At 60.1% G+C, this 18,725-nt stretch carries 16 protein-coding genes; 15 read left to right on the top strand and 1 reads right to left on the bottom strand.

The window, feature by feature from the left end; genetic code table 11:
- Positions 1-18 precede the first annotated feature (18 nt).
- The 8 genes from dnaE to ispD all read left to right on the top strand — a co-directional run bounded on the left by dnaE (position 19) and on the right by ispD (position 11,444).
- The gene (gene dnaE / locus BLU52_RS04100; protein WP_090282011.1) at positions 19-3,540 is read left to right on the top strand and encodes a DNA polymerase III subunit alpha; all 3,522 of its coding nucleotides are present in this window, start codon (positions 19-21) and stop codon (positions 3,538-3,540) included.
- A gap of 139 nt (positions 3,541-3,679) precedes the next feature.
- Positions 3,680-4,627 carry an acetyl-CoA carboxylase carboxyltransferase subunit alpha gene (locus tag BLU52_RS04105; protein ID WP_090282012.1) on the top strand — a complete coding sequence of 316 codons (948 nt, stop codon included), beginning with the start codon at positions 3,680-3,682 and terminating at the stop codon, positions 4,625-4,627.
- A 131-nt stretch (positions 4,628-4,758) separates the two neighbouring features.
- On the top strand, positions 4,759-6,087 hold the full coding sequence (tilS, locus tag BLU52_RS04110) for a tRNA lysidine(34) synthetase TilS (protein ID WP_090282013.1): 1,329 nt from the start codon (positions 4,759-4,761) through the stop codon (positions 6,085-6,087).
- 274 nt (positions 6,088-6,361) lie between these two features.
- Positions 6,362-7,993, top strand: a complete 1,632-nt coding sequence (locus BLU52_RS04115) for a CTP synthase (RefSeq protein ID WP_090282014.1) — start codon at positions 6,362-6,364, stop codon at positions 7,991-7,993.
- A 5-nt stretch (positions 7,994-7,998) separates the two neighbouring features.
- Positions 7,999-8,844 (top strand): 3-deoxy-8-phosphooctulonate synthase, encoded by an 846-nt coding sequence (gene kdsA / locus BLU52_RS04120; protein ID WP_007954807.1) that lies wholly within the window; start codon positions 7,999-8,001, stop codon positions 8,842-8,844.
- 156 nt (positions 8,845-9,000) lie between these two features.
- Positions 9,001-10,290, top strand: coding sequence for a phosphopyruvate hydratase (gene eno / locus BLU52_RS04125; RefSeq protein WP_090282015.1), 1,290 nt, complete (start codon positions 9,001-9,003; stop codon positions 10,288-10,290).
- Positions 10,291-10,461: 171 nt separating this feature from the next.
- Positions 10,462-10,740 carry a cell division protein FtsB gene (gene ftsB, locus BLU52_RS04130; protein WP_007964293.1) on the top strand — a complete coding sequence of 93 codons (279 nt, stop codon included), beginning with the start codon at positions 10,462-10,464 and terminating at the stop codon, positions 10,738-10,740.
- The gene (gene ispD / locus BLU52_RS04135) at positions 10,737-11,444 is read left to right on the top strand and encodes a 2-C-methyl-D-erythritol 4-phosphate cytidylyltransferase (protein WP_090282016.1); all 708 of its coding nucleotides are present in this window, start codon (positions 10,737-10,739) and stop codon (positions 11,442-11,444) included. The genes ftsB and ispD overlap by 4 nt, the downstream gene beginning before the upstream one ends.
- Before the next feature lie 130 nt (positions 11,445-11,574).
- Here the strand turns inward: ispD and BLU52_RS04140 are convergent, their stop codons facing one another.
- Positions 11,575-12,471: a LysR substrate-binding domain-containing protein gene (locus tag BLU52_RS04140; protein ID WP_090282017.1), complete on the bottom strand. Its 897-nt coding sequence runs from the start codon at positions 12,469-12,471 to the stop codon at positions 11,575-11,577.
- A gap of 116 nt (positions 12,472-12,587) precedes the next feature.
- On the opposite strand from BLU52_RS04140, the gene BLU52_RS04145 reads away from it, so the two are divergent.
- The 7 genes from BLU52_RS04145 to BLU52_RS04175 all read left to right on the top strand — a co-directional run bounded on the left by BLU52_RS04145 (position 12,588) and on the right by BLU52_RS04175 (position 18,721).
- Positions 12,588-13,700: an S-(hydroxymethyl)glutathione dehydrogenase/class III alcohol dehydrogenase gene (locus BLU52_RS04145; protein ID WP_090282018.1), complete on the top strand. Its 1,113-nt coding sequence runs from the start codon at positions 12,588-12,590 to the stop codon at positions 13,698-13,700.
- 96 nt (positions 13,701-13,796) lie between these two features.
- Entirely contained in the window at positions 13,797-14,642 is an 846-nt protein-coding gene (gene fghA, locus BLU52_RS04150) for an S-formylglutathione hydrolase (RefSeq protein WP_090282019.1), read from the top strand.
- 54 nt (positions 14,643-14,696) lie between these two features.
- Positions 14,697-15,170 (top strand): 2-C-methyl-D-erythritol 2,4-cyclodiphosphate synthase, encoded by a 474-nt coding sequence (ispF, locus tag BLU52_RS04155; RefSeq protein ID WP_034149878.1) that lies wholly within the window; start codon positions 14,697-14,699, stop codon positions 15,168-15,170.
- A complete protein-coding gene (gene truD, locus BLU52_RS04160) occupies positions 15,167-16,225 on the top strand; it encodes a tRNA pseudouridine(13) synthase TruD (protein WP_090282020.1) in 1,059 nt (352 codons plus the stop codon). Before ispF ends, truD begins: the two co-directional genes overlap by 4 nt.
- On the top strand, positions 16,213-16,962 hold the full coding sequence (gene surE / locus BLU52_RS04165; RefSeq protein WP_090282021.1) for a 5'/3'-nucleotidase SurE: 750 nt from the start codon (positions 16,213-16,215) through the stop codon (positions 16,960-16,962). Before truD ends, surE begins: the two co-directional genes overlap by 13 nt.
- A 41-nt stretch (positions 16,963-17,003) precedes the next feature.
- Positions 17,004-17,639, top strand: coding sequence for a protein-L-isoaspartate(D-aspartate) O-methyltransferase (locus tag BLU52_RS04170; protein WP_172833348.1), 636 nt, complete (start codon positions 17,004-17,006; stop codon positions 17,637-17,639).
- Between the two features lie 212 nt (positions 17,640-17,851).
- The gene (locus tag BLU52_RS04175; RefSeq protein WP_090282023.1) at positions 17,852-18,721 is read left to right on the top strand and encodes a peptidoglycan DD-metalloendopeptidase family protein; all 870 of its coding nucleotides are present in this window, start codon (positions 17,852-17,854) and stop codon (positions 18,719-18,721) included.
- Positions 18,722-18,725: the final 4 nt, after the last annotated feature.

Here is an 18,725-nt window from a genome sequence, read left to right on the forward strand (position 1 = left end):
TAACTGGACAGGATCACTATGCCGGCTTCATTCGTTCATCTACGCCTGCACACTGAATACTCCCTGGTCGACGGGCTGGTGCGGATCAAGCCGCTGGTCAAGGCGCTTACGGCCCTGAACATGCCGGCGGTCGCGGTCACCGACCAGAACAACATGTGTTCCCTGGTCAAATTCTATAAAAACACCATGGGCGCCGGCATCAAGCCGATCTGCGGCGCCGACCTGTGGCTGTCGAACAAGGATCCGGACGGACCGCTGAGCCGGATCAGCCTGCTGGTAATGAATGCCAAGGGCTACCGCAACCTCACCGAGCTGATCTCGCGCGGCTTCATCGAAGGCCAGCGCAACGGCATGATCATTGTCGAGCGCCAGTGGGTCGCCGAAGCCAGTGAAGGCCTGATCATGTTGTCCGCGGCCAAGGAAGGCGAGATCGGCATGGCGCTGATCGGCGGCAACCCGGCCGAAGCCGAGACGCTGACGCGTGAGTGGATGGCGGTGTTCCCGGACCGTTTCTATCTGGAAATCCAGCGTACCAACCGTCCCAACGACGAAGAGCAGTTGCACGGCGCGGTGGCCTTGGCCGACAAGCTCGGTGCGCCGCTGGTGGCGACCAACGATGTGCGTTTCATCAAGCAGGAAGACTTCGCCGCCCACGAAACCCGCGTCTGCATCGGTGAGGGCCGCGCCCTCGACGATCCGCGGCGCTCGAAGAATTACAGCGATCAGCAATACCTGAAAAGCGCCGAGGAAATGCTCGAGTTGTTCAGCGATATTCCCGACGCGATCGAAAACACCGTCGAGATCGCCAAGCGCTGCAACATCGAAGTCAAGCTGGGCACGCACTTCCTGCCCAACTTCCCGATCCCCGATGGCATGACCATCGATGAATACTTCCGCAAGGTTTCCTTCGACGGTCTCGAAGAGCGCCTCGCGGTGCTGCTGCCCAAGGACACCACCGAAGACTACGAAGCCAAGCGTCAGGTCTACGTCGACCGCTTGAATTTCGAGCTGGATATCATCATCCAGATGGGCTTCCCCGGTTACTTCCTGATCGTGATGGACTTTATCCAGTGGGCCAAGAACAACGGCGTACCGGTCGGTCCCGGCCGTGGATCGGGTGCCGGTTCGCTGGTGGCCTACGTACAGAAGATCACTGACCTCGATCCGCTGGAATACGATCTGCTGTTCGAACGTTTCCTTAACCCGGAACGGGTTTCGATGCCCGACTTCGACGTCGACTTCTGCATGGATGGTCGTGACCGGGTGATTGATTACGTGGCCGAGAAGTACGGCCGCAACGCGGTAAGCCAGATCATCACGTTTGGTTCCATGGCCGCCAAGGCTGTAGTGCGCGACGTGGCGCGGGTGCAGGGCAAGTCCTACGGGCTGGCGGATCGTCTGTCGAAGATGATTCCGTTCGAAGTCGGCATGACCCTGGAAAAAGCTTACGAGCAAGAAGAAATCCTCCGTGACTTCATCAAGGTCGATGAAGAGGCTGCGGAAATCTGGGAGATGGCGCGCAAGCTTGAAGGCGTGGTGCGTAACGTCGGCAAGCACGCCGGTGGTGTGGTTATTGCGCCGACCAAGCTGACCGACTTCTCGCCGATCTATTGCGACGAGGCCGGTGACGGCCTGGTGACCCAGTTCGACAAGGACGACGTGGAGGCGGCCGGTCTGGTGAAGTTCGACTTCCTCGGCCTGCGGACCCTGACGATCATCGACTGGGCGCTGAAAACCATCAACCGCGACCGCGCCAAAGTCGGCGAGGCGCCGCTGGACATCGCGTTTATTCCGCTCGACGACAAGCCGACCTACAGCCTGCTGCAAAAAGCCGAAACCACTGCGGTATTCCAGCTTGAATCGCGCGGCATGAAAGAGCTGATCAAAAAGCTCAAGCCCGACTGCCTGGAAGACTTGATCGCACTGGTGGCACTGTTCCGTCCGGGCCCGCTGCAGTCCGGCATGGTGGATGACTTCATCAACCGCAAGCACGGCCGCGCCGAGCTGGCGTATCCGCACTCGGACTACCAGTACGAAGGCCTCAAACCGGTACTCGCGCCGACTTACGGCATCATCCTGTATCAGGAACAGGTGATGCAGATCGCACAGGTCATGGCCGGTTACACCCTCGGCGGTGCGGACATGCTGCGCCGGGCCATGGGTAAGAAAAAGCCCGAAGAAATGGCCAAGCAGCGCGGTGGTTTCATTGAGGGCTGCGCCACCAACGGCATCGACGCCGACCTTGCCGGTAACATTTTCGACCTTGTGGAAAAATTCGCCGGTTACGGCTTCAACAAATCCCACTCCGCTGCTTACGGTCTGGTGTCGTATCAGACGGCCTGGCTGAAAGCGCATTACCCGGCGCCGTTCATGGCCGCGGTACTCTCGGCGGACATGCACAACACCGACAAGGTCGTGACCTTGATCGAGGAAGTGCGCACGATGAAGCTGCGCCTCGACGCGCCGGACGTGAACACCTCGGAGTTCAAGTTCACGGTGAACGACGACGGCCGCATCGTTTACGGCCTCGGCGCGATCAAAGGTGTCGGCGAAGGCCCGGTTGAAGCGATTACCGAGGCGCGTCAGGCCGGTCCGTTCAAGGACCTGTTCGACTTCTGCGCGCGGGTCGACCTCAAACGCATCAACAAGCGTACCCTCGACGGTCTGATCCGCAGCGGTGCGCTGGATCGTCTGGGCCCGTATTTCCACGACGAGCAAAAGGCTTATCAAGCCAATATCGACCGCAACCGCGCCGTGCTGCTGGCGGCAATGGAAGAGGCGATCAAAGCGGCCGAGCAGACCGCGCGCACTCACGACTCCGGCCACGCCGACCTGTTTGGCGGCTTGTTCGTCGAGGAAGATGCCGACGTTTACGCGTCCCATCGCAAGGCCAAGGAGCTGACCCTCAAGGAACGCCTCAAAGGTGAAAAAGACACCCTGGGCCTGTACCTGACCGGTCACCCGATCGATGAGTATGAAGGCGAGATCCGCCGATTCGCCCGTCAGCGCATCATCGACCTGAAACCGGCGCGCGACACCCAGACCGTGGCCGGGATGATCATTGCCCTGCGGGTCATGAAAAACAAAAAGGGCGACAAGATGGGCTTCATCACCCTCGACGACCGCTCCGGGCGGATCGAGGCGTCGCTGTTCGCCGAGGCGTTCCATTCCGCGCAATCGCTGTTGCAGACCGACGCTATGGTGGTGGTCGAAGGCGAAGTCAGCAACGACGACTTCTCCGGCGGCCTGCGCCTGCGGGTCAAGCGGGTGATGAGCATGGAAGATGCGCGCACCAACCTCGCCGAGAGCCTGCGCTTGAAATTGCAGACCCAGGATCTGAAAGGCGATCAGCTACGCTGGCTGGGGGATCTGCTCAAGCGTCATCGCGGCGCGTGCCCGATCACCATGGAATACACAAGTCCAGATGCGAAGACCTTGCTGCAGTTCGGCGAGACCTGGCGGATCGACCCGGCGGATACGTTGATTCAAGCCCTGCGTGACCAGTTCGGGCGAGACAACGTCTTCCTCCAATACCGTTGACCGGCGAGCGCCATCACTGCGCTCGCCCGCAACCTGAATTTTTAATCTCAACCTTAGCGCGCCTCTCCCTTAAGGTAGGGCGCGAATAGACAACCGGCCGGCCCAAGCTCATTTGGGACACGACCCAAGACGGACGCCTATGAACCCGAATTTTCTAGATTTCGAACAGCCGATCGCCGACCTGCAAGCCAAGATCGAAGAGTTGCGCTTGGTCGGTAATGACAATTCGCTGAATATCGGCGATGAGATCTCCCGCTTGCAGGACAAGAGCAAAACGCTCACCGAAGACATCTTCGGCAAATTGACCAGCTGGCAGATCGCACGCCTGGCGCGTCACCCGAAACGCCCTTACACCCTCGACTACATCGAGCACATCTTCACCGAGTTCGACGAACTGCACGGTGACCGTCACTTCTCCGACGACGCCGCGATTGTCGGCGGTATCGCCCGTCTGGAAGACCAGCCGGTGATGATCATCGGCCACCAGAAGGGCCGTGAAGTGCGCGAGAAGGTTCGCCGCAACTTCGGCATGCCGCGTCCGGAAGGCTATCGCAAGGCCTGCCGTCTGATGGAAATGGCCGAACGCTTCAAGATGCCGATCCTGACCTTCATCGACACGCCGGGTGCCTACCCGGGTATCGACGCCGAAGAGCGCAACCAGAGCGAAGCCATTGCCTGGAACCTGCGCGTGATGTCGCGCCTGAAAACCCCGATCATCGCCACCGTCATCGGTGAAGGTGGTTCCGGTGGCGCACTGGCGATCGGCGTCTGCGATCAACTGAACATGCTGCAGTACTCGACCTACGCGGTGATCTCGCCGGAAGGTTGCGCATCGATTCTGTGGAAAACCGCCGAAAAGGCGCCGGATGCCGCTGAAGCCATGGGCATCACCGCCGAGCGTCTGAAAGGCCTGGGCATCGTCGACAAGGTGATCGGCGAGCCGCTGGGCGGCGCGCACCGTGACCCGGTTGCTGCCGCGGCATCGATCCGTGCCGAGCTGAGCTCGCAACTGGCGATGCTGAAGAAGTTCGATAACGAAGCGCTGCTCAAGCGCCGTTACGATCGACTGATGAGCTACGGTCTCTAAAGTCGAGCGCTACCCCTTGCAGGAGTGAGCCTGCTCGCGATAACCATGTAACATTCGACCCATGTGTTGACTGTTGCACCGCTATCGCGAGCAGGCTCACTCCTACATTCGATTGGGGCAAAGAAAAAGATATGGGCCCGTCCCCCGCTGATTTGCCGTCCCGGCTATTGCCGAGCCTCGAACCCTGGCGCGACGCCGCTCATTGGCGCATCGCCTTTTCCGGTGGCCTTGATTCCACCGTCCTCCTGCATCTGCTCGCTCAACTCGCAAAGTCCCGATCCCTGCCTGCGCTCAGCGCCATCCATATCCATCACGGCCTTCAGGCTGCTGCCGATGCATGGCCGCAACATTGTCAGGCGGTGTGCGACGCGCTGGGTGTGCCATTGATCATCGAACGGGTGAAGGTGCAGCCGGGCGCAAGCCTGGAGCGCGCGGCGCGGAATGCGCGTTATGCGGTGTTCAATACGCTGACCGAGCACAATGACGTGCTGCTTACCGGCCAACATCGTGACGATCAGGCGGAAACATTGTTGTTCCGGTTGCTGCGCGGCGCCGGTGTGCGCGGTTTGTCAGGCATTCCTGCGCAACGCCCGGTGGGGCAGGGCATGCTGGTTCGTCCGTTGCTGGATGTTCCGCGGGCCGAGCTGGAGGCTTACGCCAACGCCCATGAACTGGCCTGGATCGAAGATCCGTCGAATCAGGATCGGCATTTCTCACGCAATTATCTGCGCCATCAAGTCGTGCCGGCGCTGACCGAGCGCTGGCCTCAGGCGCAGGCAAGCATGGCCCGCAGCGCTGCGCACCTGCGTGAGGCGCAGGGTTTGCTCGATGAGCTGGCGCAGATGGATCTGGCGCAGGCTGGCACCGCGCATGACTTTGCATGGCTGGGACTGCCTTCGCTGGGGATGGCGCCGCTGGCCGCGCTGTCTGTGGCGCGTCAGCGCAATGCCCTCAGCCATTGGCTCGAACCGCTGACCCGCTTGCCGGATGCCGACCATTGGTCGGGTTGGAGCGATCTGTGCGAGGCCGCTGCCGACGCTTCGCCCGTCTGGCGTCTGGCCGATGGTGAACTGCACCGCAGTGCCGGCCGGTTGTGGTGGCTGAATGGCCAATGGTTGCGCGCACCCGCGATCGGCGTCGACTGGCAGACCCCGTCGTTGACGCTACGCTTGGCCAGCAACGGCAGCGTGATGTTCAGCGGGCCGGCGCCTGACGGGCCATTGCGCATTGCTTATCGGCAGGGCGGGGAGGTCATGCAGATCGCCGAGCGCGGCCATCGTGATCTCAAGCGCCTGCTCAACGAGCGTGCCGTGCCGGGTTTTGTCCGTGGCAGATTGCCGCTGCTGTTTCGCGGCGATGAACTGCTCGCGGTGGCGAACCTGCCGGGGCTCGACGGCCCGGCGCAGGGTGGCTGGAAATTGCAATGGCAGCCAAGCGGTGAAGATCAAGGTTTGAGCTGAAAGGAGCATTCCGGTAGACTACGCTCCCTTCTTGATACAACTTCTGTGGATTCGCCTGAATTGCAGGAGTTGCCGATTACCAAGCAGTCTTTGCTGGGCGATTCCAAAAAATGTGTAGCGAGCAACGTACCGGTGTTTCACCTGCCGGTCTGTCCCAACGCGGCGGTTTTTTTGAAAGGTGCACTGTGATTAATGCAGGTGATCGGGGGCTTCGGCCTTCCTTCGCTTTCCCCGGCGGCTCGTTCCGCTTTAACGCAGACTTCTAGGGTTTTTCATGACGCGCTACATATTCGTCACGGGCGGTGTTGTTTCTTCATTGGGGAAAGGCATTGCCTCGGCTTCATTGGCGGCTATCCTGGAGGCGCGGGGGCTTAAGGTCACCATGCTGAAGCTGGATCCGTACATCAACGTCGATCCAGGCACCATGAGCCCGTTCCAGCACGGTGAAGTGTTCGTCACCCACGACGGCGCCGAGACCGACCTGGACCTGGGTCACTACGAGCGGTTCATCCGCACGACGATGACCCAGAACAACAACTTCACCACTGGCCGTGTCTACGAGCACGTGCTGCGCAAAGAGCGCCGTGGTGACTACCTGGGTGCAACCATCCAGGTGATCCCGCACATCACCGACGAAATCAAGCGCCGCATCATCAAGGGTGCCGGTGACGCTGACGTGGCGATGGTCGAAATCGGCGGCACCGTTGGCGACATCGAGTCGCAACCGTTCCTCGAGGCGATCCGCCAGTTGCGTTTCGAAGTCGGCGCCAAGCGCGCGATGCTGATGCACCTGACACTGGTGCCGTACATCGCCACTGCCGGCGAAACCAAGACCAAGCCAACCCAGCACTCCGTCAAGGAACTGCGTTCGATCGGCCTGCAGCCAGACGTGCTGGTGTGCCGTTCCGATCACCCGATCGACATCTCGTCGCGTCGCAAGATCGCCCAGTTCACCAACGTTGAAGAGCGTGCGGTGATCGCGCTGGAAGACGCCGACACCATCTACAAGATCCCGGGCATCCTGCACTCGCAGGGTCTGGACGATTTCGTCGTCGAGCGTTTCGGTCTGCAATGCAACAGCGCCGATCTGTCCGAGTGGGACGCGGTGGTCGATGCCAAGCTGAACCCGGAACACGAAGTGACCATCGCCATGGTCGGCAAGTACATGGAGCTGCTCGATGCCTACAAGTCGCTGATCGAAGCGATGAGCCATGCCGGCATCAGCAACCGCACCAAGGTCAACCTGCGTTACATCGATTCCGAAGACATCGAAAACCAGGGCACTGCGCTGCTCGAAGGTGTCGACGCGATCCTCGTACCGGGCGGCTTCGGTCTGCGCGGCGTGGAAGGCAAGATCACTGCCGTTCAGTACGCTCGCGAGAACAAGGTGCCTTACCTGGGCATCTGCCTCGGCATGCAAGTGGCGGTCATTGAATTCGCCCGTAACGTGATGGGCTGGAAAGACGCCAACTCCACCGAGTTCGACCGCGCCAGCGGCCACCCGGTTGTCGGTCTGATCACCGAGTGGGAAGACGCGACCGGTGCTGTGGAAGTACGTACCGAAGCGTCCGATCTGGGCGGTACCATGCGTCTCGGCGCTCAGGACTGCCTGCTTGAGCCGGGCTCCAAAGTGCATGACTGCTACGGCAAGGACGTGATCGTCGAGCGTCACCGTCACCGTTACGAAGTGAACAACAACCTGCTGCCACAGCTGATCGAAGCCGGCCTGAAAATTTCCGGTCGCTCCGCTGATGCGGCGCTGGTTGAAGTGGTTGAAGCGGCTGACCACCCATGGTTCGTCGCTTGCCAGTTCCACCCTGAGTTCACCTCGACTCCACGCGATGGCCACCCGCTGTTCAGCGGTTTCGTCAAGGCCGCGTTGGCTCAACACCAGAAGAAGGCGTAACCCCGATGGCACAGAAGATCATCCGCGTCGGCGACATCGAGATTGCCAACGACAAACCCATGGTGCTGTTCGGCGGCATGAACGTGCTGGAAAGCCGTGACATGGCCATGCAGGTTTGCGAAGAGTATGTGAAGGTCACCGAAAAACTCGGCATCCCTTACGTGTTCAAGGCCAGCTTCGACAAGGCCAACCGGTCTTCTGTGACCTCTTATCGCGGCCCTGGCCTGGAAGAAGGCATGCGCATCTTCCAGGACATCAAGCAAGCCTTCGGCGTGCCGATCATCACCGACGTCCACGAGCCTGATCAGGCCGCGGTCGTCGCTGAGGTCTGCGACATCATTCAGCTGCCGGCCTTCCTGTCGCGCCAGACCGATCTGGTTGTCGCGATGGCCAAGACCAACGCCGTGATCAATATCAAGAAAGCCCAATTCCTCGCGCCTCAGGAAATGAAACACATCCTGAACAAATGCGTTGAAGCGGGTAACGATCAACTGATTCTCTGCGAGCGTGGTTCGAGCTTCGGCTACAACAACCTCGTGGTCGACATGCTCGGCTTCGGCATCATGAAGCAGTTCGAATACCCGGTATTCTTCGACGTGACCCATTCGCTGCAAATGCCTGGCGGTCGCTCCGACTCCGCCGGCGGTCGCCGCGCCCAGGTCACCGATCTGGCCAAGGCCGGCATGAGCCAGTCGCTGGCGGGTCTGTTCCTCGAAGCGCACCCGGATCCGGATAACGCCAAATGCGACGGCCCTTGCGCCTTGCGTCTGGACAAACTGGAGCCATTTCTGGCCCAGCTCAAAGCCTTGGACGAACTGGTGAAGAGTTTTCCGACGGTAGAAACCGCGTAAGACTCATTTCTCCGGTAAAGTACCGCACGATTTGTCGCTCATGCCCTCAGGCATGAGCGTTGTCGTCTGCAAGTCTGCCCGCTGTACTTCACTTGCCGACGATTGAAGATTTCCTCTAGCTGCGTCGTTTTCGTCAACTTTGGAGTGTTTACAACAATGGCAAAAATCGTCGACATCAAAGGTCGTGAAGTTCTCGACTCCCGTGGCAATCCCACCGTGGAAGCGGACGTGCTTCTCGACAACGGCATCATCGGCAGCGCCTGCGCGCCGTCCGGTGCATCCACTGGCTCGCGTGAAGCACTCGAGCTGCGTGATGGCGACAAGAGCCGTTACCTGGGCAAGGGCGTGCTCAAGGCGGTAGCCAACATCAACGGTCCGATCCGCGATCTGCTGCTGGGCACCGACCCAAGCGACCAGAAAGCCCTTGACCACGCGATGATCAAGCTCGACGGTACCGAAAACAAGGCAACCCTGGGCGCCAACGCCATCCTCGCGGTATCCCTGGCTGCGGCCAAGGCGGCTGCGCAGGATCAGGATCTGCCGCTGTACGCACACATCGCCAACCTCAACGGTACTCCGGGTGTTTACTCGATGCCGGTGCCAATGATGAACATCATCAACGGTGGCGAGCACGCCGATAACAACGTCGACATCCAGGAATTCATGGTGCAGCCGGTCGGCGCCAAGTCGTTCTCGGAAGGCCTGCGCATGGGCACCGAGATCTTCCATCACTTGAAAGCTGTGCTGAAGGCCCGTGGCCTGAGCACCGCAGTTGGCGACGAAGGCGGTTTCGCACCGAACCTGGCGTCCAACGAAGACGCGTTGAAAGTGATCTCCGAAGCGGTGGCCAACGCCGGTTACACGCTGGGCACCGACGTGACCCTGGCGCTGGACTGCGCGGCGAGCGAATTCTACGAAGACGGCAAGTACAACCTGTCCGGCGAAGGCCAGGTGTTCACTGCTGAAGGTTTCGCCGACTACCTCAAAGGCCTGACCGAGCGTTATCCGATCATCTCGATCGAGGACGGTCTGGACGAGTCCGACTGGGCTGGCTGGAAGATCCTCACCGACAAGATCGGCGAGAAGACTCAACTGGTGGGCGACGACCTGTTCGTGACCAACACCAAGATCCTCAAGGAAGGCATCGATAAAAAGATCGCCAACTCGATCCTGATCAAGTTCAACCAGATCGGCACCCTGACCGAAACCCTGGAAGCCATCCAGATGGCCAAGGCTGCCGGTTACACCGCCGTGATCTCGCACCGTTCGGGCGAAACCGAAGATTCGACCATTGCCGATCTGGCAGTGGGCACCTCGGCTGGCCAGATCAAGACCGGTTCGCTGTGCCGTTCCGACCGCGTATCGAAGTACAACCAACTGCTGCGTATCGAAGAGCAGTTGAATGGCAAGGCCAGGTACAACGGCCGCAGCGAGTTCCGCGGCTGAGTACAAACTGATGGAAGGACACTGGATTGTGTCGAAAAAGTCGTGACAGCGATGGATTTGCCACTAATCTGATGCCTTGAAAGCACAAGCCTGGATCTTTCCAGGCTTCGTGCTATCAGATGCTTCAAGTTTTCGCGTGGCGGTCTTTTTTCACTGGATACCTGATATTCGATGCGCAGTCCTTACTGGTTGTTTCTCGTTTTGCTCTTGCTGCTGGCCGGTCTGCAGTACCGCCTGTGGGTGGGCAACGGCAGTCTGGCGCAGGTCGCCGAGCTGAAGCAGCAGATTGCTGACCAACATGCCGAGAACGAAGGTTTGCTGGAGCGCAATCGCGTGATGGACGCGGAAGTCAGCGAGTTGAAAAAAGGCATGGAGACCGTTGAAGAGCGGGCTCGTCACGAACTGGGCATGGTCAAGGACGGTGAAACCCTTTACCAGTTGGCCCAATGATCGATTCCCTGCCGGCCTTCTGGGCCGTGATTCCTGCCGCGGGCGTTGGTGCCCGAATGGCCGCGGACCGTCCCAAGCAATACCTGCAACTGGGCGGGCGCACAATTCTCGAACACAGCCTCGGCTGTTTTCTCGATCACCCGAACCTCAAGGGGCTGGTGGTCAGTCTTGCTGTTGATGATCCTTACTGGCCGAACCTGGCGTGCGTCAGCGATCCGCGCATTCGGCGCGTCGACGGCGGCGCCGAGCGCTCCGCTTCGGTGCTCAATGCCTTGCTGCATCTGCATGCGCAGGGCGCCGATGATGAAGACTGGGTGCTGGTGCACGATGCGGCACGGCCCAATCTGAGCCGCGACGATCTGGACAAGTTGCTCGCCGAATTGGCGGTCGATCCGGTGGGTGGTTTGCTGGCGGTGCCGGCGCGCGACACGCTCAAACGCGTCGACAAGTCCGGTCGAGTGATTGAAACCGTCGATCGCAGCGTGATCTGGCAGGCGTACACGCCGCAGATGTTCCGCCTGGGTGCGTTGCATCGGGCGTTGGCCGACAGTCTGGTGGCGGATGCCGTGATTACTGACGAAGCTTCGGCGATGGAGTGGGCTGGATTGAAACCGCGTCTGATTGAGGGCCGCGCGGATAACCTCAAGGTTACCCGGCCGGAAGATCTGGAGTGGTTGCGCCAGCGCTGGTCTAACCGGGGCTGATCTTCTTCGCCTGTTGAGCCGCCATCGCGAGCAGGCTCACTCCTACATTTGAAATGCGTTCGCCGGCTGAATGCGTTCCCCTGTGGGAGCTAGCCTGCTAGCGATGGCGGTCGCTCAGCCAGCCTGGATCTCAAGCTCTATATTCTGGCTTTTCAGCCAACCCCTCCTTAAGAAAATCCACCAACTTGCGCACCTTCGGCGACAAATGCCGCTGCTGCGGATACAACGCCCACACCGCAGTATTCGGCGGCTGATGCGCCTCCAGCAGGGAAATCAGCGCGCCGCTGTGCAAATGCTCCAGCACGTAATAATCCGGCAACTGACACAATCCCACGCCCTGTAATGCCGCATCCAGTACCGCCTGGCCACTGTTGCAGCGCCAGTTGCCCTGCACCCGCTGGGAAAACTCGCGACCGTTCTGCTCAAGCTGCCAGATGTCCGAACTGCCGATCAGGCAATTGTGCCGACTCAATTCCGACAAGCTGTGTGGGCGACCATACCGTTCGAGGTAGGACGGTGATGCGCAGAGATACATGCGCCGGGGCGCCAGCCGTGTAGCGACCAATCGCGAATCCTGCAGACGGCCGAGGCGAATTGCCAGATCCAGACCTTCATGGACCAGATCGAGCTGGCGATTGCTCAGCTCGATATCAACGCGCAACTGCGGATACAAACCCATGAAGCGCGTCACCAGCGGCACGATGAAGCGCTCGCCATACGCCACGGCGCAGGTCATGCGCAGCATGCCTTTCGGCTCGCTGGCCAGATCGCCGACCGCGCGCAGCGCCTCTTCGCGGCCGTCCTGCAGACGCTGGCAATGCTGCAGAAAGGTCTGCCCGGCTTCGGTCAAGGTGACGCGGCGCGTGCTGCGATAAAGCAGGCGGGTCTGCAAACGCTCTTCCAGGCGTGCGATTTGTCGACTGATGTGCGAGGACGAAACGCCTAGACGTTCGGCGGCAGCGGTGAACTGGCTGCATTCGGCAACGGCGACAAACTCGTCAATGCCTTCCCAGCGGTTTTCCAGCATTTGGATTATCCCTGTATGGCAATAATGTTTTGCTTTCGCTCGGATTATTCATCAAGCGGCGCTGAACTACACTGCCTGTCTGGTTTTTTATTCAATGGATTCACTGGAGAGTCAGCATGATCAAGTCGCGCGCCGCCGTTGCCTTCGAGGCCAAGAAGCCGCTGGAAATCGTAGAAGTCGATGTCGCCATGCCGAAAGCCGGTGAAGTATTGCTGCGCGTGGTTGCTTCCGGCGTTTGCCACACCGATGCCTACACCTTGTCCGGCGCTGACCCGGAAGGGATCTTTCCGTCGATTCTCGGTCACGAGGGTGGCGCCATCGTCGAAGCCATTGGCGAGGGCGTGACTTCGGTCGCGGTCGGCGATCATGTCATTCCGCTGTACACCCCGGAATGCGGCCAGTGCAAGTTCTGTAAGTCAGGCAAGACCAACCTGTGTCAGGCGATTCGCGCGACTCAGGGCAAAGGCTTGATGCCGGACGGTACTTCGCGTTTTTCCTACAAAGGCGAAACGATTTTTCACTACATGGGCACGTCGACATTCTCGGAATACACCGTGCTTCCGGAAATCTCCGTAGCGAAAATTTCCAGGGACGCGCCGCTGGAAAAGGTCTGCCTGCTGGGCTGTGGCGTCACCACCGGCATTGGCGCGGTGATCAACACGGCCAAGGTCAAACCGGGTGATACCGTGGCCATTTTCGGTCTGGGCGGCATCGGTCTGTCGGCGGTCATCGGCGCGGTAAAAGCCAAGGCTGCGCGCATCATCGCCATCGACATCAACCCGGCCAAGTTCGAAATCGCCAAACAGCTGGGCGCCACCGATTGCGTTAACCCGAAAGACTTCGATCGTCCGATCCAGGAAGTGATCGTCGACATGACCGATGGCGGCGTCGACTTCTCCTTCGAGTGCATCGGCAACGTACAACTGATGCGCGCAGCCCTTGAGTGCTGCCACAAAGGCTGGGGCGAGTCGGTGATCATCGGCGTCGCCGGTGCCGGCCAGGAAATCGCTACCCGTCCGTTCCAGCTGGTGACCGGTCGCGTCTGGCGCGGTTCGGCATTCGGCGGCGTGCGTGGTCGTACCGAGTTGCCAAGCTACGTCGATATGGCCCAGAGCGGCGAGATCCCGCTGGATACCTTCATCACCCACACCATGGGCCTGGAAGATATCAACAAGGCTTTCGACCTGATGCACGAAGGCAAGAGCATCCGTACTGTCATCCATTTCTAACAGCAGCTCCAGGTTTCAAGCTTCAAGCTGCCAGTAAGAGCGAACGTGCCTTTTCTTGTAGCTGGAAGCTTGCCGCTTGCCGCTGGGGAGAATCCCGTGAATCTGGAAAATATTTCCTGTCAGAAGAGTTTCGGTGGCTGGCACAAGCGCTATTGCCATCGCTCCGAAGTACTCGATTGCGACATGGTGTTTGCCGTGTATCTGCCGCCACAGGCGGAGCTGGGCAGTAAATTGCCGGTGCTGTACTGGCTGTCAGGCTTGACCTGTACCGATGAGAACTTCATGCAGAAGGCCGGCGCCATGCGCATGGCCGCCGAACTCGGTCTGATCATCGTCGCGCCGGATACCAGTCCACGCGGTCCGGATGTACCGGACGATGCGGACAAGGCCTGGGACTTTGGCCTGGGCGCCGGGTTTTATCTGAATGCCACACAGCAACCATGGGCGCGGCACTATCGGATGCATGATTACGTTGTGCAGGAATTGCCTGCACTGGTTGAGGCGCATTTCCCGGCATCGGACAAACGCAGCATCAGCGGTCACTCGATGGGCGGCCACGGCGCGTTGATCTGTGCGTTGCGCAATCCGGGGCGTTATCAATCAGTGTCGGCGTTTTCGCCGATCACCAACCCGATGGATTGCCCGTGGGGGCAGAAGGCTTTCTCCCACTATCTGGGAGAAGACCGTTCGAAGTGGAAAGAGTGGGATGCCTGCGCGCTGCTTGCCGACGCGAAGGAAAAGCTGCCGCTGCTGGTCGATCAAGGTGATCGCGATGATTTCCTTGCCACCCAGCTCAAGCCCGAAGCCCTGCAACACGCGGCAAAACAAGCGGGCCATCCGCTGGAGTTGCGCCTGCAACCGGGCTATGACCACAGCTATTTCTTCATCTCAAGCTTCATTGACGACCACTTGCAGCATCACGCACGCGCTCTAGGCGCCTAATGTTCGCCAAAGCAGGTAGAATCACGCCCTGACAAAAATCGGGGCGTTTTTTTTATGCGTATTGGCCACGGCTATGATGTGCACCGTTTCGCTGAAGGCGATTTCATTACTCTGGGCGGCGTGCGCATTGCACACAGCTTCGGGCTGCTCGCTCATTCCGACGGTGACGTCCTGCTGCATGCCTTGAGCGATGCCTTGCTCGGCGCCGCGGCGCTTGGCGACATAGGCAAACACTTCCCTGACACCGACCCGCAATTCAAGGGCGCCGACAGCCGTGCGCTGCTGCGTCATGTGGTTGCGTTGATCCACGCCAAGGGCTGGAAAGTCGGCAACGTCGATAACACCATCGTCGCTCAGGCGCCGAAAATGGCCCCGCATATCGAATCGATGCGCGCGCTGATCGCCGCGGATCTTCAAGTTGAGCTCGATCAAGTGAACGTCAAGGCTACCACCACCGAAAAGCTTGGCTTTGTCGGTCGCGAAGAAGGCATCGCCGTGCATTCCGTTGCCTTGTTGCTGCGCGCATGAATGACCTGCAATTGCTCGGCCCCCGGGCCTATGGTGAACCACTCGGCACGGCAGTACTGAAAGCCATCGCGGAAGATTTCCAGGTCGATGAAGTGCTCGACATTCCGTTCAGCGGCGACGGCGAGCACCTGTGGATCTGGGTGGAAAAGCGCGGTCTGAATACCGAAGAAGCGGCCCGTCGAATCGCCAAGGCGGCGGGGGTGCCGTTGCGCACCGTCAGTTATGCCGGCCTCAAGGATCGTCAGGCGCTGACCCGCCAGTGGTTCAGCGTGCAATTGCCGGGCAAGGCCGATCCGGATCTGTCGGCGGCGGAAAACGATACGCTGAAGATCCTCAAGACCACCCGTCACAAGCGCAAGCTGCAACGGGGTGCGCACTCGGCCAACGGTTTCACGTTGCGACTGACCCGGTTTTCCGGCGACAAGGCAGCGATCGAAGAACGTCTGCAGCTGATCGCCAAACAAGGCATCCCCAACTATTTCGGCGCCCAGCGTTTCGGCCATGACGGCGGCAATGTCGTCGATGCCCGTGGCTGGGCGGCGCGCAAGGCATTGCCGGAGCAGCGCAATGTGCGTTCGCGACTGCTGTCGACAGCGCGCAGCTTTCTCTTCAATAAAGTGCTCGCAGCACGCGTGGCCGACGGCACCTGGCAGAAAGCCCAGGTCGGCGATCTGCTCGCGTTCACCGATAGCCGCAGTTTTTTTCCTGCCGGAGAAGCGGAGTGCAGCGACCCGCGCCTGGCGATTCTCGACTTGCACCCGACCGGTCCGCAGTGGGGCGAAGGTGACTCGCCGGCGTCGGGGGCTGTCCATGATCTGGAGCAGGGGATCGCTGGCGCTGAAGCTGAACTGCGCGATTGGCTGGTCAATGCCGGAATGAGCCACGAACGGCGCATCCTGCGGCTGCCCATTGGCGGGTTGACGTGGCATTATCCCCAGCCTGACATTCTGCAACTGGAATTCGTCCTCCCGGCCGGATGCTTCGCCACCGTATTGGTGCGCGAACTCGTTGATCTGGTGCCGGTGGGGCAGACGGACAGCCCATGCGTATTCTGATTTCTAACGACGATGGGGTAACTGCACCCGGTCTCGCCGCGCTTTATGCTGCGCTGGCGGATTACACCGAGTGCGTGGTTATCGCCCCTGAGCAGGACAAGAGCGGCGCCAGCAGTTCGCTGACGCTCGACCGTCCGCTGCACCCGCAATACCTGGCCAACGGCTTCATCAGCCTTAACGGCACACCGACCGACTGCGTGCACCTGGGCCTCAACGGCTTGCTGGAGCGCGAGGCGGACATGGTCGTGTCGGGCATCAACCTCGGCGCCAACCTGGGCGATGACGTGCTGTATTCCGGAACCGTGGCCGCAGCCCTCGAAGGGCGTTTTCTCGAACGCCCATCGTTCGCCTTTTCGCTGGTTTCACGCCAGGTGGATAATCTGCCGACAGCGGCCCACTTCGCGCGCAAACTGGTCGAGGCGCACGCCAGCCTCGACCTGCCGCCGCGCACGGTACTCAACGTGAACATCCCCAATCTGCCCCTTGACCATATTCGTGGCATTCAACTGACCCGGCTCGGCCACCGTGCCCGCGCGGCGGCACCGATGAAAGTGGTCGATCCGCGCGGCAAGGCGGGGTACTGGATCGCGGCAGCCGGCGATGCCGAAGACGGCGGTCCGGGGACTGATTTTCATGCGGTGATGCAGGGCTACGTGTCCATCACTCCGTTGCAGCTCGATCGCACCTTCAACGATGCGTTCAGAAGTCTCGACGGCTGGCTTGGAGGGCTGAGCTGATGGCCCGCGAACACGACGATCGACTGCGCAGCGGCATCGGCATGACCTCCCAGCGCACTCGCGAGCGACTGATCCAGCGCCTCTATGAAGAAGGCGTGTCGAACGCCAAGGTGCTCGAAGTCATTCGCCGGACACCGCGTCACCTGTTTGTCGACGAAGCGCTGGCCCATCGCGCCTACGAAGACACGGCGCTGCCGATCGGCAATAACCAGACGATTTCCCAGCCTTATATGGTGGCGCGCATGAGCGAGCTGCTGCTGGAGGCGGGCCCGCTGGACAAAGTGCTGGAGATCGGCACCGGTTCCGGTTACCAGACCGCGGTCTTGTCGCAACTGGTCGAGCGCGTTTTCTCGGTCGAGCGCATCAAGGTCCTGCAGGATCGCGCCAAGGAGCGACTGGTCGAACTGAACCTGCGCAATGTGGTGTTTCGCTGGGGCGATGGCTGGGAGGGCTGGCCGGCACTGGCACCGTATAACGGCATTATCGTCACGGCCGTGGCCACCGACATACCGCAAGCCTTGCTCGATCAACTGGCTCCGGGCGGGCGCATGGTGATCCCGGTGGGGTCGGGCGAAGTGCAGCAACTGATGCTGATCGTGCGCGAGGAAAACGGGTTTTCCCGGCACGTTCTCGGTGCTGTGCGTTTCGTGCCATTGCTCAACGGGCCACTCGCCTGAGCATTTATAAAAGCGTGCTGAATTCCTTTCGTTCGCCTGTGTCTTACACCGGCAGCGAAGAATTAAACGCAGCGACTTGGCCAGTGGCAAACGTGTGCGTGCAGCGATTTCGCGCCATTAAAGGTAAAGCCGATACGGCCCGTTATACTTGCGACAACCTGGGCCGGGACGCGGCACTTGTACATTTTTCAGCCACCACAAAGGAGCGGCGGGTGAGTCTCACAGTCATAGCGCAGCGTATGGGTAACACGAGCTTTCAGCGCCTGGTGACTGGCCTTGTCTTGAGTACTTTGCTGGTCGGTTGCTCCAGCACCAAATCGAGCAATGTCCGGGTGGTCGACCGCAACAATGCCGTTGCGCAACGTCCTGCCGTGACGACCGGGCAGTATGTAGTCCGTCCCGGCGACACCTTGTTTTCGATCGCCTTCCGCTACGGCTGGGACTACAAAACCCTCGCCGCCCGGAACAATATTCCTACGCCGTATACGATCCATCCGGGTCAGACGATTCGCTTCGACGGCCGTAGCGGTTCAACGCCGACCGCGGTGGTCAGCAGCAGTAGTTCGTCACCTTCCTCGTCGAGCAAAACCACAGTTATCCGACGCCAGGCAAATGGCACCACCACCACTACAACCCGCGGATCTACTGGCGTTGCACCGTCCGTCGCAAGCAAGCCGGCACCTGCGCCACTGCCTCCGGCCGGCCCGGCCCCGACCGGCTGGGGATGGCCATCTAATGGCGTTCTGATTGGAAAATTCTCTTCAAACGGTAGTTTGAATAAAGGCATTGATATCGCCGGAGATTTGGGACAGCCTGTTTTAGCTGCGTCTGATGGGACGGTGGTTTACGCCGGGAGTGGCTTAAGGGGCTACGGCGAATTAGTCATCATCAAACACAGCGAAACCTACGTAAGTGCCTACGGACATAACCGCAGGCTGTTGGTTCGGGAGGGGCAGCAGGTCAAGGTCGGACAGACAATTGCCGAAATGGGGTCAACGGGTACAGACCGGGTGAAACTGCATTTTGAGATTCGCCGCCAAGGTAAACCTGTAGATCCACTGCAGTTCCTGCCCAGACGTTGATGTG

The sequence above is a fragment of the Pseudomonas granadensis genome, from assembly GCF_900105485.1.
Taxonomy (GTDB): domain Bacteria; phylum Pseudomonadota; class Gammaproteobacteria; order Pseudomonadales; family Pseudomonadaceae; genus Aquipseudomonas; species Aquipseudomonas granadensis.

What these genes read in the sequence shown, in the direction of transcription:
- BLU52_RS04140 (WP_090282017.1), bottom strand. Translation starts at nt 12,471, where the DNA reads ATGCTGGAAAACCGCTGGGAAGGCATTGACGAGTTTGTCGCCGTTGCC.
- ispF (WP_034149878.1), top strand. Translation starts at nt 14,697, where the DNA reads ATGCGTATTGGCCACGGCTATGATGTGCACCGTTTCGCTGAAGGCGAT.
- BLU52_RS04170 (WP_172833348.1), top strand. Translation starts at nt 17,004, where the DNA reads ATGACCTCCCAGCGCACTCGCGAGCGACTGATCCAGCGCCTCTATGAA.
- BLU52_RS04115 (WP_090282014.1), top strand. Translation starts at nt 6,362, where the DNA reads ATGACGCGCTACATATTCGTCACGGGCGGTGTTGTTTCTTCATTGGGG.
- BLU52_RS04145 (WP_090282018.1), top strand. Translation starts at nt 12,588, where the DNA reads ATGATCAAGTCGCGCGCCGCCGTTGCCTTCGAGGCCAAGAAGCCGCTG.
- dnaE (WP_090282011.1), top strand. Translation starts at nt 19, where the DNA reads ATGCCGGCTTCATTCGTTCATCTACGCCTGCACACTGAATACTCCCTG.
- ftsB (WP_007964293.1), top strand. Translation starts at nt 10,462, where the DNA reads ATGCGCAGTCCTTACTGGTTGTTTCTCGTTTTGCTCTTGCTGCTGGCC.
- surE (WP_090282021.1), top strand. Translation starts at nt 16,213, where the DNA reads ATGCGTATTCTGATTTCTAACGACGATGGGGTAACTGCACCCGGTCTC.
- BLU52_RS04105 (WP_090282012.1), top strand. Translation starts at nt 3,680, where the DNA reads ATGAACCCGAATTTTCTAGATTTCGAACAGCCGATCGCCGACCTGCAA.
- eno (WP_090282015.1), top strand. Translation starts at nt 9,001, where the DNA reads ATGGCAAAAATCGTCGACATCAAAGGTCGTGAAGTTCTCGACTCCCGT.
- tilS (WP_090282013.1), top strand. Translation starts at nt 4,759, where the DNA reads ATGGGCCCGTCCCCCGCTGATTTGCCGTCCCGGCTATTGCCGAGCCTC.
- truD (WP_090282020.1), top strand. Translation starts at nt 15,167, where the DNA reads ATGAATGACCTGCAATTGCTCGGCCCCCGGGCCTATGGTGAACCACTC.
- kdsA (WP_007954807.1), top strand. Translation starts at nt 7,999, where the DNA reads ATGGCACAGAAGATCATCCGCGTCGGCGACATCGAGATTGCCAACGAC.
- ispD (WP_090282016.1), top strand. Translation starts at nt 10,737, where the DNA reads ATGATCGATTCCCTGCCGGCCTTCTGGGCCGTGATTCCTGCCGCGGGC.